Genomic DNA, 15029 nt, shown 5'->3' with positions numbered 1-15029 from the left:
TTGGCCGATAACTCCTGCCAACCCTTTTTTAGTGTGATATTCGCTCTAATCCATTGTTGCAGATCATGATATCGTTAAGAAAATATTAACCCCTCCCCTATTTCTCAATCACCAGCTCATCCTTCACATTCCCCTCCGGATCCAGGCATTTGTAAAACAGCTTATTTCCTTTAATTGTAATATGCTGATATAAAGGCCCGTCCGGATATCTTTTCACTGCGTAATCTTCATCCGGCCATTTGTCCTGTTTGCCCGGGATACTGATGGACATGGTATATATGGTTCCCTTGGCAGGATCATCCACAGTTTTTCCGTTATAAATTGGCTTGGTTCTCAGGTAATAATGCATATGCCCGCCCATCATCATATCCACGTGATACTTGTCAAACAAAGTCCCCCATTCTCTCACGATCTCATCATATGGCTCCACGAAATTGTAGGGCGAAAAATGGAACATTACAAATTTCCATTTGGCTTTCGAGTTTTTCAACTGAGTTTCTATCCATGAAGTCTGGGCAGGGACGTTGAGCGTGGCGTCGATCTGAAGAAATAACGCATTGCCATATTCGAAAGAATAAGTCATCTCCTTCGGCTGGCCTTTCGGTCCGTTTTCCGGATAACTGAACATCTCCTGATACATCCACGCCCCCAAACCATCCTGACTGTCGTGGTTGCCGGGAACAGCCATCAAAGGTTTTGAAGCAAACACGTCTCCCGAAAATTGCCAAAATTCATCCCACTCGTTTCTCGACAATCCAGTACTTACCAAGTCACCGGCGATAGAATAAAATGCGGTCTCAGGGTGGCGAATAGCTGCTTTTTTTATCATATCACCCCAGATTGGTGAGTAGTGCGTATCCCCGAACCATATATATGAAAATTCTTTCGGGGATTCGCCTTCGGTCTTAAAGGTATAGGCTGGCGACCATCCGCCCTGATCACTGCCGGCTTTATAATGATATAAAGTGCCGGGTTTCAAACCGCTCAATTTCGAAGTATGCCTTATAACATAGCGATCATTTTCAAGTAGCCTATCTTCCATTTTAAAACTGGTAGCTGTTACCGCGAGCGTATCGTTTGACTGATCCTTCCAGTATCTTACCAGGCCTTTCATTATATCAGGGGAAGTCCGCCATTGTATATCCAGCGTAGTTTTTGGATCTCCACTCCATGTTTGCAGAAGCTGGTCTGGCTTTTTAGAAGAAGGAAATGCGGTTTTACGGAAAGCATTGACAAGATGTGCCTCCCGCGCGCGACCTCTTATCGTCGTAAAAAGCACTTGTCCATCCAAACTTTCAGGTACTTCCTTCAGCACCAGGCTATCCCAGTCGTGGTAGGTAAATGCCCCTTTATGCATCGTTATCAACTGCGTGGTATCCCTTTCAAATTCTTTGGGAAACACATTCGAAATTTTCAGAATGTCACCCTTCTTCTTCGGAGCTACACAGATAAAATACACGGGCCGGTCTTTGTCGAACCCGTTAATACCCAACCCCACTTCTCCGGCATCGAAATCCTTCTGCCATACCTCGTAGGTGTAGTCCTCGTTTTTGACGAGCATATTAGTTTTAACAAAACCGCTTTTCGGTAACCAGAACGGTAGCACTTTCGGATAATCATGTCGCATCAGCGAAACTGTCACCGGCACATTGACATCAAATGTGAGGTATTTAGTGGAAAGGACTTCTTTGTCGGCGTCGCTGATCTTGCTTAGAATATAGTCCTCCCGGATCGTATCCAGTTGCTCTGGCTTCAATTCTGCATAAAACTTCGTAACCAAATCATCGACCACATTCTTGATACTTCGATTACTAACTTCTTTTTGAGTGTGGCAACTGAGCAAAAGGCAAGTTGAAACAAATACTGAAAATGGCCTTAAAAACTTCATAGGAGTACATAAATGGTGTAAATCACAGCACTGACTTTTCATTCGCCAGGAATATCCGCGTGCTCTCGGTATATGTCTGGCCATTGAGATTCTTATATTTCAGATCAACATAAAACGCTTTAAAACCCTTCGAAGGAAGTGCCTCCTTCACTTGAATATTGCCCTTATTTTTAATACCAAGGCTTTTGCTTGTCCAGGTATCGTTTCTCAAATCCTGATCGGGCGAAGTGGCAGACCATACGATTACATCCACCAACTTATCAGGAGTTGCTTTGATATCCAATGTAACGCTCTTCGTTCCCGGAGTTTGTTTCCAGTCGCACATGGTATACTCGCTGCCTGTCATTGTTGCTCCAAAAAAGGCACTCAAAGCCTCCATAGCCTGTTTTCCGTCGCCTAAATCGTGCCCGGCGTTTGGTACATAATGCAGCATATTAAGCCCCGGAATATCTTTCAGGTAGTTTTTGATATTATCCACGACCCAATATTCATCGTTAGTACCCATAAATATGAGTTTCGGCATTGTGAGTTTCGTACGATAGGAATAAGGGTCAATCATTGCCGTGATCGCCTTTCCATCTTCGCTTCCCGTCGACTGTGGAATACCCAGTTTTACATAATCTTCGATCTGAACACTATAGTCGCCCCATGATTGGATCTGATAATCAAGACTTACGGGCATATTCAGAATATCAATAACCATCGGTGCAATGGCGGCAACGCGAGTATCATTCGCTCCGGTTAGCCAGGTCGTCCATCCTCGTTTGGATGCACCCGAAATCACAAAGTTTTTGACAGGCTTATTTAACTTTTGTTTGGAAAATTCCTGCACTACGTCCATCGCCCGAACCGCACTTTTGACCATCGGGAAAAGCAGTGGCCAGCTATAATCCTTGTCCTTTTTAAAATTGTGAAGCGTGTAGGATATCAGTGCATCTTCTGTCAAGTCGTCGTAAAACGGCTGATTGGGGGTTTGTCTTAACTGCGTCACGATGGCTTTATTAATTTTCGCAACACCCGAAAGCGATGCCAAAAGCTCATCCTCTGTATTATTTTTCCAATTGGGATTTCCTTCCTTATTCGAGCCACCGGTTATGAACAGCAACGCGCCATCGTACTTGATTTCCTTCGGAACGATGATCGTAAGCTGGTGCGTCCATGTGAATTCACGCCACTTCTGCGAGGTAAGCAATATGTTGTAAAATGTATTTCCGTCGTGGGTATTTGTTTCCTTCAGCTCCCACTTGAATGCTTTATCACCATTATGAAGGTAGGCCTGCAAAGCCGTTTCCGGCGTTATTTTTGTTTGGGAATTTGCCGTGCCGAAGGCAAACAAAAGCATTAGAAAAGCAGTAATCGATCTCTTATTAAGCATAATAGCTATTAGCTTTTAGTTGTTAGTGAACGTATCTTATTCATTACTAAACTCTTGTATTTACATTTAATGATCCGCTTCAGGAGCAGATTTAATAAGCTTGAGGGCTTCTTCGATATAGATTTCACCTGTCATTTCACCCAAACTGGTTTTGCTGACATATTCATATCTTTTGAAACTATCAAAGTCAACTTTGGTTAAGATATATCCAAAAGCATCGTTGGTTAATCCAAATAAAAATGGCGACTTGGTTTTCATATGCCGTTTCACGTAGTATCCGATGTTGGGTAAAGCCTCGCCGGGAATGGTTAAAATCTGCGCTGAACCTATGTTCAGGATATTGACTTGCGCCGGAGCAGTATTTTTTTCGTTGACAGGATATTTAAGGGGCGACTTTGCTAAAATGTACCGCATTATATCCGAATCGATTGGGAATTCGACTTGTTTGGATGTACAAAAAAGTGAAGGATTATTCTCGGTCGGCGCGTTGGAAACTATCCTTAACGCCTCGTCTGCAAGCAGCTCACCGATACGCTGGCATTCTTCCCAGTTATTCGCCTCCTTACCGTCCTGCAAACGATTATCGGCAGTGACCATACCACCTTGAGCGCCATTCATAAACAAAGCAATCCCCCCGGTTTTCGATTCAATACGGTCATATAACGGCCCACATAAGTCCGGACTCAATATCCCTCTCCCTGAACCAATCACTTCCGGATGGATCGCATAGTTGACCAAAGTCGCGATGACTTTTCCATTTTGGGAACCGCCGCTTGCCACGGCTTGAATGACGCCGCAACGTGGATCGAACAGCTTATCCGCATAATAATTATAGGATATTTTCCCCTTCGCTTCCCCCACCGCAATTTTCAATTTCGCAGGCTGCAATTTTTGAACCGCCTCATTTATCGCATCAGCCATTTGCTGAACGCATTTATCCAGATATTTCAGATCGGCAAAGGCCTCACCTTTTTCATTCGGGAAACCATATGCATCGGGCCCGCTGTGGGTGTGAGTCGCTCCAATCAGAATATTCTCAGGTCGAATGCCTTTTACCAATGCTCTTGTTTTGTTTCCTAAAACAGATGGCCAGCCCAAATTGTCAATATTGACTATTGCCACGCGGGTGTCGCCTTTCTCGAAAACCATGACCCTGATAAATAAATTTCCCTTTGTTTCCGTTGCCTTCTTTGGGGTACCAATGCCTCCGGAGACAGGCAACAGCGGGTCAGGAGTAATGTTCCGAACGGCTGCTCCAACTTTCAAGTTTTGTGCTCCTGCTGAAAACGCCAAGCATACCAACCAAGTGAAGATCAGTGCGAAAAAACGTCGATTCATATTTTTGTGCCAGTTCAAAATTAAACCGAGGCTGAATTACCAGCCCCGGTGCCTGATTTTCATTACGCTGAGTTTAAATCTTCATTACCAAGGAATTGTGGATCCCTTCACCAGCCACTGTTTAGACCATGGGCTGTTTTGCTGATCGGCTTGAGAATATTTGGTTACTTCCAGTTTCCCCAAAGCTACAGATGCACTGGCCTGGTTGATGTTAATTTCATCCCGCATATAGTAAAAACGAAGTGGTAATACTTCCCTTTTCGCAGCAGGACCAGCCTTTAAGGCAGGGAATCCGGTACGGCGGTAGTCAAACCATGCTTCCGTTGCAGCAGTCCAGCTGGCAATCCATTTTTGTTCAATAATTTGTTTTAAGGTACTATTAAAAGCAACTCCTGCCTGAGCGATGTATGCGCTGTAGCCACTTCCCACCGTCCAGGTTGTCATTGATGCTTTTACTCCTTCTTCATAATGCGTTTTTGCAGTTCCCGCAGACCAGCCTTTTAATGCTGCCTCAGCCAATATGAAATGTACTTCTGCTGCGGATATTAACCTTGCTTTCAATAAAGGCCCTTTTGCAGCTTTATATATCTCGTTCACAAACGAAACGTGTGGATTGTAAGAGGTTTGCCCTGGCGTCGGGTTCAGATTATAGGCAGAAGGAAGTGCCGAGAAGCTAGGTGGCAATCCCACATAATCCGGGTCGGTATCAATCACTTCACTACCCACTTTATCAGGCGACAAATAGCGTTTGCCATCTACAATTTTATCTGTTCCCGCGGGCAAAGTTCCGTCTACAACCAAAGGAACTTCTACCTTTTTTGCCCATATATCCAACCTCGGATCTTTTAAGCTCTGAAGCCTTTCAACAAACGTCGCGCACATTTTGATACGACGATAGTTACTTCCGCTGGCATCATATACTGCATTTGCGGGCCAGGAATCACTGTCGGAATTACCTGGAAATGACATCGTTGCGTCGTCATCATTAGCAGTGATGATCGGATATTGCGCTGCGTTTCCGGCAATTTTTTCAATCCCAGCTTTCGCTACATCAGGAAGTTTGGTAGAAATACGCATGTAATATCTCAGTGCAAGCGAGTTGGCAAACTTCCGCCATTTGGCAGGATCACCGCCGTAAAACACATCCACATTATCAACAATCCCCGAATATTCCGCTTTTGATTTGGATAGCAATGTATTCGCTTTTTCAAGGTCCGCAAGTATGCCGGTGTAGATCGTCTGTTGATCATCGAAGGCGGGATAGATATTTTCTGATCCTCCTGCCTCGCCATTCAGCGCGTTGGTATATGGTGCGTCGCCCCAAAGGTCGGTAACGAGTCCGAACACGAAAGATTTCATTACGAGCGCTACTCCCTGATGGTATTCAAACCCAACTTCCTCCGATCTGGTCAAAAGCAGATTATTGGTCCGAAGCACATCATAATAGGCGCTCCAGCTTTGGTCTCCGCCCCAGTCATAGTCGTTATGGCCACTTGCCCAGGCATCTTTCTGAGTATGCTGCACAACACCCGCAATATCCTGATAACCAAGGTTTACATATAACTTGGCAGCTTCTGTCAACACCGTAGGCATGATTAGGTTCGGGTTGACCGTTTCCGGTGCGACCCCGTTCGGGTTCTCGTTGATCTCTGTAAGATCCTTACATGAAAAGATCATGATGGTGAGACACAACAGGCTTATAAGTGATTTATTAATTTTTTCCATGATAGTTTATTTCGATATAAACGATGTTTCGGATTTTCAGAATGTCAGACCCAATTTAAAACCAATCGGCAGTACCCAAGGCGTAACATTATAGCGCTCAATACCTTGTTTGAACTGAGTTCCGGCCTGTGCATTAGACTCCTGCTGAAACGCCTGCTCAGGATCAATACCGATTTTGGCTTTTGTCCAAAGGATGATATTACGGCTATATACCGCGATATTGGCGTTTTGCAGACCCACACGTTTGATGAGTTTCGCTGGCAGATCATATCCCAGACTTATTTCACGAAGTTTTACAAACGATGCATCGAAAGTTGCCGCGCGCGTAAAATCCCAAGGATAATTGTCTCCATATGGAATGTATTTGGTACCTGCGCCACCCAGATTTTCGGTATAGCCGGTAATCTCATTATTTTCGTCATATGTCGCGATCACACCCGGATTAAACACTGCGTAGTCGTATGTATTGCCACCATATTTAAATGGAAAACCGCCATATTCCGCAGTCGGCCCACCCACGATCGGGAAGTTGTTGCCTCGAATAATCACTTTGTCATTGTCTACCAAATAGTTACGAAGCGCATCGCCTGACATTCCGTTCGGGTTAATCAGGTTATCCAGAAACCGTTGTGATTTCAGGTCAGACTCTGAATATCTGTAAGTTTGAGAAACAAAATTTCCACCCTGTCTCCAGTCGAACGTCATATTCAAACTAAATCCTTTGTAGGCAATGGAAGTTTGTAAACCTAGTATGAAGTCTGGATTGAAGTTTCCGATGCGGTTTCTGGTCGTGCTCGCACTAATGCTTTGCCACGAACCGTCGTCGTTCAATATCGGATATCCATAATATTTCGACTCTTTGTCTTTTACAGTAACGATTTCAGCATCATAGATATCCCCGATTTTGTCACCAACATATGTCCAGGCACCACCTTTTGCGTCAGTCCACAAGGTGTAAAAAGCAAGGTTGTCAGACAATTCTTTAATCGTTGTTCTGTTTCTCGACCAGTTGGCTGTGATATCCCATCTCCATCCGTTCGCATCAACCGGTGTTCCTCCCAATTGCAATTCAAGTCCTTTGCTCACGAGCAAACCAGCGTTGATATTCTTTTGGGTAAAACCAGACGAAGGAGGAAGTTTGGTTGGGATAATCTGGTTACGGTTTTCAACCATATAATACGTTCCTGCAAAACGTAAACGGTTTTTAAACATATTGAAGTCAATCCCTGTCTCATATGAAGTCGCAATCTCCGGCTTCAAATCCGGCAAGAGAATGGTTCCAGATTTTGACAAACGCGTGATGCCGTCCCATGCACCAGAGTTGCCCAGCGTGGCCAGCAAGCTATACGGGTTGGTATCATTACCCACCTGTGCAACCCCACCTCGGATTTTGAACAGATTGACCTGATTGGACAGCCCGAACATTTCATTCAGCAAAACGCTCACGGAAGCTGAAGGATAGAAATAGGAACGGTTGGCTTTGGGCAACGTACTTGACCAGTCATTTCTGGCGGTCAAATCGAGGTAAACCATATCCTTGAAGCCAAGATTTGCCAATCCATAAACGCTGAATACTGCTTTTTCATAAACCGCATTGGTATAACTCAGGTTGGCCGGGGCAATATTCGACAGCGTGTACAAACCAGGAATGATCAAACCTGTACCGTTTTTAGTACCCGTTGTCTGGTCTGCGCTTTTCTGATACCTGGTGTTTCCTCCACCAGAAATGGAAAGACTAAAGTCGCTTATATCCTTTTTGTAAGTTGCGAGGAAGTCGGCATTTCTTTCAAATCTTGACAAATTGATTAGACCAAATGCGCCACGGCTGTCATTGGTATAGCTATTCCCTATTTTGGTTGTACGTTGCTCAGTATACGTATCCAATGAATAACGTCCCATCAAACTCAAATTTGGCGTGATTTGCCAATCTGCTTTCAGGTTACCAAAAACCCGGTCTCTCACAAAGCCATTGTTGACTTCATATGCAAGGAAATACGGGTTATTGTAATCCCCTGGGCCTTGCGACAATTGCTGAAGTCCTTCCTGACCTGGAACCCAGTAGTTTTTCAAATCTCTGATATCAATATGCGGAGATACTGCATATGCCCACTGCAATGGATTCGTTCCACGGTTGGTTGCAGGACGATTGTTCGAGTTATTCCGGCTGATATCAATATTGGTACTGATTGTCAGCTTTTTACTTGCCCGAACCGAAGAGCTGACATTCAATGAGTTACGAAACAAATCTGAATTTGGCACGATACCATGGTTCGTCATATTCGAATAAGACAGCCGATAGGTGATCAAATCGGTGTTATTTGAAATTGAAATCCCATTGGTCGTTGTAATCCCGGTTTTCACAAAATTCTTCACATTGTCTTTATGCGATACCAGCTCAGTCGGAATCTGATTTCCGTCTGCGTCATAGGGACTGTTCCACTGAATGGCCTTATATCCTTTGTCCAACTCAGGCCCTACCCCACCGGCAGATCCTTCGTCGATCACCAGCACGCCACCCGGATATGGGTTATTATCCGGCGTGAAAGGTAATATACCGGTTGCAAACTTGTGGTGAAAATCAAGGAATTTATATGGTTTGTCAAAAACGGTACTTGAATTGATCGATACCGTCATTTTTTTTGCCTTTTTGCCACTTTTAGTAGTGATCAACACCACGCCATTTCCCGCTCTTGAGCCATAAAGGGCAGCAGCACTTGGCCCCTTCAGGATAGATACGCTCTCTACGTCGTCAGGGTTTATACTTGATATGGCATTTCCATAATCGACACGGTTATCATTCCCAATCTGGCTAACGTTATTCAGCGTGTTTGTGATTGGAACACCATCCACAACAAACAAAGGCTGATTGTCATTGCTCAAAGAAGTGGCTCCACGGATTACCATGCTGACAGAAGAACCTGTTCCGCCTGTCGAGCTGATCGTCACTCCCGGAACTTTGCCGGAAAGAGAGTTGAGCACGTTTTCCTGTGCAACCCGGCTTATGTCCTTACCATCTACCTGGCCAACGGCATATCCCAGCGAGCGGGCCTCCCGTTTGATATCAAGCGCGGTCACCACCACTTCGGTAAGGGTTTCATTACTTTCTTCCATGACGATATTGATCGCCGATTCATTGCCAACCGTAATCTCCTGCGTAACGTGACCAATAAAAGAAAAGACCAAAACCGGATTTTTTCTTTCACCGATAGAAATAGAATAGTTACCGGAAGCGTCTGAGCTGGTACCTGTCTGCGAGCCTTTGAGAATAACGTTGACTCCCGCTAACGCCGTACCGTCTGTTTTTGTAGTGATTTTTCCGCTAATCGTTCGATCAGCGACATGAGTGGGCGAGTTGGCTGCATTTGCACAAACTCCGGATGCATAGAATCCGGTGGTCATTACCAGGATCAACAAACGACGGAGCGTTTTTTGTAAATTGAGGATAGCTTCCATAAATGTTAGGATGAGGATTATTTGTAAACTTTTTAGGCATTCTTATTTATTAATTGGTGACTGATTATTCTGTTTAAAAAAATGGGAAGGGAAGTATTCGTTCCCCTCCCACATATGCATTATTGTAAAAGCCAGATCTTCGAGAACTGATCATCTACCGCCGGAGAAAGCGTTGTTACTCCCAGGTCATATGCTGTCCTGTTTTGACCCGATTCATTACCCGGATAGCGGTAGCGCAACGGGAATTCATAACCGCTCAAACGACCATTGTTGAAAATATTCGGAAGTTTTGTTCTTCTTAAATCAAGATATCCTTCTGTCGAAACTAGGAACAATCCGATCCATTTTTGCTCCGCAATTTTTGCCAATTGAGCCGTCGCACCAGAAGGAAGCGCAACACTTGCCTGAGCGAGATAGGTATCAATGGATGCCTGGGGAACACCCCAGCGAAGCATCGACTGCGCTATCCCTCTTTTGTAATAGGTTTCAGCATTTCCACTCAAATACCCTTTCGCAACGGCTTCTGCCAATAGAAACTGTACCTCGTCGCTATTCATAATCATTGCTTTCAGCAACTTGTGGCTGTTTTCTCTGAATAGTTTGGAGAATTTTGATACTTTGAAATTTCCAACTACACCACCATCAGCAGTATTGTAATGCCCGTTTCCGTTTTTCCAGTCGCTTTGCATCCCTGCGATGAAACCTACATATACCTTATTCGAATCGATCAGGATATCCGAAGTCGCCACGTTTGCAATCTCTGGTTTTGATCTGTCAATATACTCCCATGTAGAAGTATAAGTATACCCGTTGAGATCCGTCGTCGAGAAACTGACACCATCCAGACTTTTGTCGCTCGTCCATGGCTGTTCAACGGGAGCAAACCATGCCATCATCCGCGGATCGTTTAATTCTGCGAGCTTGTCTACCAGCGTTTTGGAAGGTCTTCTTGTATCAAAATTTTCAATCGTTCCCCAGTTGTTTACACCGCCGGTCCACGAATTGTCTTTTGTTGTTCCAATATATGAGATCGCAGCGTTGTCAGCCCCGTCTACCATCACTGAATTTGCCAAAGCCGCAATCTTTGCAGCGACGTCGGGCGTTTTTGCCGACACACGCATCAGCAAACGAAGTTTCAACGAATTGGCAAATTTTAACCATTTGGCTTTGTCGCCAGCGTACATCAGGTCGTAAGAGGATGATATATCTTCTGTTCCCTGACCAATTTTCGCAATCGCTTCATCCAATTCTTTCAAAAGACCCGCGTATATATCGCCCTGATTATCGTAAGTCGGATATAGAATTCCCTCTCTTGCTTTCAAAGCCTCTGAATAATATACGTCGCCGTAAAAATCCGTCATGAACGAGAACAGCATCACCCTGAAAACCTGAAAGATTCCGACATGAGCTACCGATCCGCGACCTTCCGAAAGCCCCATAGAACTCTCGATCAACTTCAGGATTTCCATCGCAGTATACATATCATCCAAGTTCGACTTGAAGCCGGCATAATAGTTGTCACTGCTTTGGTAGTTACTTTCCATATGCTGAGTAGCACCGGGCAGCCTGCGGTTGTCGAAAGCCTGTTTTTGATAAAAAAGTGAGGTTTTCATGATAATAGACGCCAACAAATATGGGTCATTTACAGACTCTACCGCGTCCATCCGCTGAAGTGTATCATCCTTGCGCAGTTCATCCTCCGAGCAGGAAACCGTTCCCAGCAAGGCTATTACAAAGAATATTCTTATACAATATTTCATAGTTCCAAAGAGAATTAAAGTCATTAAAAATCAACAGCCAGCTTAAACCCGTAGGATCTGATACTAGGCAAAGTGGCTCTCAAAATACCCTGGCTTGTACCCACGCCTGAGAATGCCGACTCAGGATCTTCGTGGCGTCCGGATTTGTTCCACTGGAAAAGGTTTCTTCCATAAACGGAAAGCATCAGGTTGTTCAGCTTCCATTTCCGTGACATCGCCGCCGGAACGGTATATGCAAACGACATCTCGCGCATTTTGAAATTGGTTGCGCTGAAAGTTCTGGTTGAAGCGAAATTCCAGATCACATCTCCATATCCATTGTAAGGGAAATCGTAGAACGTGTTTGCTTTGTCGGCACCGTTTACGATGTAGTTCTCGTCAGTTACCGCATTCGGGTCGCCTGAATATTCTGGGTTGACAAATACTCCTTTTACATAACTTGCATCCTGAAAATCAGATCTTTTGGCGTCGTTGTTATCATTGATAGCCTGAAATGAACTCCCTCCAACAGCAGGCCAAACCATACCGCCATGAGCAGCGTCACGACCTCCCTGCCAATATGGGTTGTTGTCGCCTGAACCCAATGTGGTAGTTGCCCGTCCATTTGATTCAAGATATTGCTGGTTGACCGAAACGTATTTCCCTCCAACGCGGAAACTTCCCACCACATTCAGACTGAATTGTTTGTATCTCACTGTGGTATTAAGCCCAAGGATATAGTCCGGATTGAAATTACCCAACTTGCCACGATCACGCTCATCAGACGACCTCTGAACTTTTCCTTCCTCTGAATCGAGCAGCATCATACCTGCATATTTCCCTGTTTTAACTCTCATTATCGGGTTCTCTTCATAAATGTTACCGATCTCCTCACCCTCTGCGATCTTCACTTTTGTTTTTCCGTCATAGCTCGCGAATATGTATCCATTTGGAGCAAACTGATCCGACAGTCTTACGATTTTAGCTTTGTAATGGGTAAAACTTGCTGACAAGTCCCAGCTGAAATCCTGCGTTTTGATGGGCGTCAATGTCAAACCCCATTCGAACCCTTTGCTTCTTACATCACCAATATTGGTCAACAAACCGGTATATCCTGTTCCAGGAACCAATGCGATATTGTCGATCTGGTCTTTTTGAGTTTTGATGAAATAGGTAAAGTCAAACTTCAGACGGTTGTTGAACATCCACAAATCCATACCCAATTCCTGCGAAACTGAGTGCTGCGGTTTCAAATTAGCATCAACAAGCGAAGTACTTAAGCTCACCGTATTCACGGCTCCCCACGGACTTGGGTCATAACTATAGGTATCAATTGATCTTTGTCTTACCAAACCATTACCCACATCGGCCCAGTTAACTCTCGCTTTCAGCAAATTGAAGCTTTCTGGCAATTTTATGCTTTCAGAAACGATCCAGCTCAGGGAAGCCGACGGATAGAAATAGCTTATTTTCTCTTCCGGCAAAATCCCTTTCCAGTCATTTCTGCCCGTTACGTCAAGGAATAACTTGTCGTCGTAACCAATAGTCGCCATTCCATAAAGACTCTGCGTTTTGGTATTGGTATATGGATCTCCGGCAACAGTCATTGTCCCTGACTTGATATTGGCCAGCGTAAACAAATTCGGAGAGTTCAAATCACCACCGGTGATGGTCTGGCTCGATTGGTTATTGAAACGATAATTACCACCGACAGACGCATTGACCGAAAACTTACCAACGTTTTTGTTGTAGGTCAGGATCGCATCCGTATTGGCCTCGATACTGGCATTATTACCAGACACATATTGGCCAAAAGCATCCCCTTTTCCACCCCATGATTGGCGCAGTTCATATTTTTCCTGAACGTTTTGCATACCCGTTCTCAGCAAAAGTGAGAAGTCTTGCGAAAGCTGCCAGTTCAGCTGAATTTTTCCAAAGAAATTATCACGGGTGAAGCGGTGAAGTTTTTCGTAAGTCGTCCACCAAGGATTGTTTTCAGAAACATCCACGCCGTTATCCTTCATAATAGCACCGTTTTGTTTCACACCTTCGAAGCCCGTCAGCCAGTAGTCATGCATATCACCAAGCGGCTGCAGGTTAGTCGGCAGGTTGAAAAGCAGGCTGTTCAAAACGCTGTTTGATCCTGTGGTATTGGTTTTATTTGGCGCAAAAGTATGTATATAGCTCGTACTGACCGAAACCTTCAGATTCTTGCTCATATTATAATCGGTATTGAGCGTGAAAGATTTCTGTTCCGTTTTGGTATTAGGCATCACCCCAACATTTGTCATATTTGATATACCCAAACGAAATGCGCCGCGGTCATAATTTCCAGTGACACCAATCGAATTGGTAACTGTATGCCCTGTTTGCAGATATGCTTTGACACGGTTTTCATTTGAAGAGCGCATCGCGCCATTTGCCCATTTTTTATTTTTCACATCCCAATAATCCGCGCTAAATGAGCCATCAAGCGTGGGCCCCCAGGTATCTGTGTTGTCATATTGCCATTCGTATGCACGCTCGCCTTGCCCGAAGGACGTTTGCTCCTGAATAAACTGATATGGTTTTTCAGCCGATGCTGAAAGGGAATAGGAAACACCCAGTCCCTTTTTAGCTCCGCGCCCGGATTTGGTAGTGATCATCACAACACCATTTCCACCTTCAGCGCCATATAAAGCACCGGCGCTACCACCTTTCAGAATCGTCACCGAAGCGATATCATTTGGATTGAGCTGAGAAAGGATATTCCCGAAATCCACACCGTCTTTTTCTGTAAAAGACTGAGTTCCAACCGGGATCCCGTCTACCACATATAGAGGTTGCGATTTGGCAGAAACGTTTGTTCCGCCGTTGGCAGTGCTGGGCATCGTAGTCGTACCCCGGATATTGACCAGAACAGAAGAAGTCGGATCACTGCTCAAACTGGTGAAATTCACCCCGCTCACCTTTCCGTCCAGCGATTTTAGCAAGTTCGGATTGGCTGCCCTTACTATCTCATCTGTTTTGACTTGAGAAGTGGCATATCCCAACGATTTGGCATCTTTGCTTACGCCCAGTGCCGTTACGACAACCTCCTTCAGGTTTTCAGCGCTCGGTGCCAGTGAGATATCAACAATTCGACGGGTACCTACCGCCGTCTCGCTTTGAACAAAGCCAACGAAAGAAAAAACCAGAATCGCGTTTGGCTCAGATACTTCAATCGAATAACGACCGTCCACATCCGTACTTGCGCCTCGTTGTGTCCCTTTTAACAAAATACTTACGCCCGGCATCGCGAGGTTATCCTCGCTCGATGTAACTTTCCCGGTCACGACATAGCTCTGCGCTCTTACCGCCGTTTCTGATAGCAGAATGATCAGAAAAAGCACCGATACATACCGGATACAATTCTTAAAGGCCCCTTTTGATTTCATTTGTCAACTAGCAGATAGTAAAAAGATTATATAGGTTAAACTGATTAAGGTGTTCACTAGTCAGGCATCTCGACTTCCGCGCGATGTACTTCGGA

Annotated in this window: 7 protein-coding genes; all 7 read right to left on the bottom strand. The window is 44.7% G+C overall.

Annotated features, from left to right (window positions below; translation table 11 throughout):
* Nucleotides 1-97: 97 nt before the first annotated feature.
* Entirely contained in the window at nt 98-1888 is a 1791-nt protein-coding gene (locus AC1XUD_RS14985; RefSeq protein ID WP_483361834.1) for a purple acid phosphatase family protein, read from the bottom strand.
* Between the two features lie 22 nt (nt 1889-1910).
* Nucleotides 1911-3263 carry a PhoPQ-activated pathogenicity-related family protein gene (locus AC1XUD_RS14980; protein ID WP_483361833.1) on the bottom strand — a complete coding sequence of 451 codons (1353 nt, stop codon included), beginning with the start codon at nt 3261-3263 and terminating at the stop codon, nt 1911-1913.
* A gap of 66 nt (nt 3264-3329) precedes the next feature.
* On the bottom strand, nt 3330-4601 hold the full coding sequence (locus AC1XUD_RS14975; RefSeq protein ID WP_483361832.1) for a hypothetical protein: 1272 nt from the start codon (nt 4599-4601) through the stop codon (nt 3330-3332).
* A gap of 84 nt (nt 4602-4685) precedes the next feature.
* Complete coding sequence (locus AC1XUD_RS14970) at nt 4686-6326, bottom strand: SusD/RagB family nutrient-binding outer membrane lipoprotein (RefSeq protein ID WP_483361831.1); 1641 nt, start codon at nt 6324-6326, stop codon at nt 4686-4688.
* Nucleotides 6327-6362: 36 nt separating this feature from the next.
* On the bottom strand, nt 6363-9779 hold the full coding sequence (locus AC1XUD_RS14965; RefSeq protein ID WP_483361830.1) for a SusC/RagA family TonB-linked outer membrane protein: 3417 nt from the start codon (nt 9777-9779) through the stop codon (nt 6363-6365).
* Nucleotides 9780-9898: 119 nt separating this feature from the next.
* Nucleotides 9899-11539, bottom strand: coding sequence for a SusD/RagB family nutrient-binding outer membrane lipoprotein (locus AC1XUD_RS14960; RefSeq protein WP_483361829.1), 1641 nt, complete (start codon nt 11537-11539; stop codon nt 9899-9901).
* 23 nt (nt 11540-11562) lie between these two features.
* The gene (locus tag AC1XUD_RS14955; protein WP_483361828.1) at nt 11563-14934 is read right to left on the bottom strand and encodes a SusC/RagA family TonB-linked outer membrane protein; all 3372 of its coding nucleotides are present in this window, start codon (nt 14932-14934) and stop codon (nt 11563-11565) included.
* Nucleotides 14935-15029 lie beyond the last annotated feature (95 nt).

Source organism: Dyadobacter sp. HNCC25DJ184, from assembly GCF_056895215.1.
This window is presented reverse-complemented; position numbering and strand designations above follow the sequence as displayed.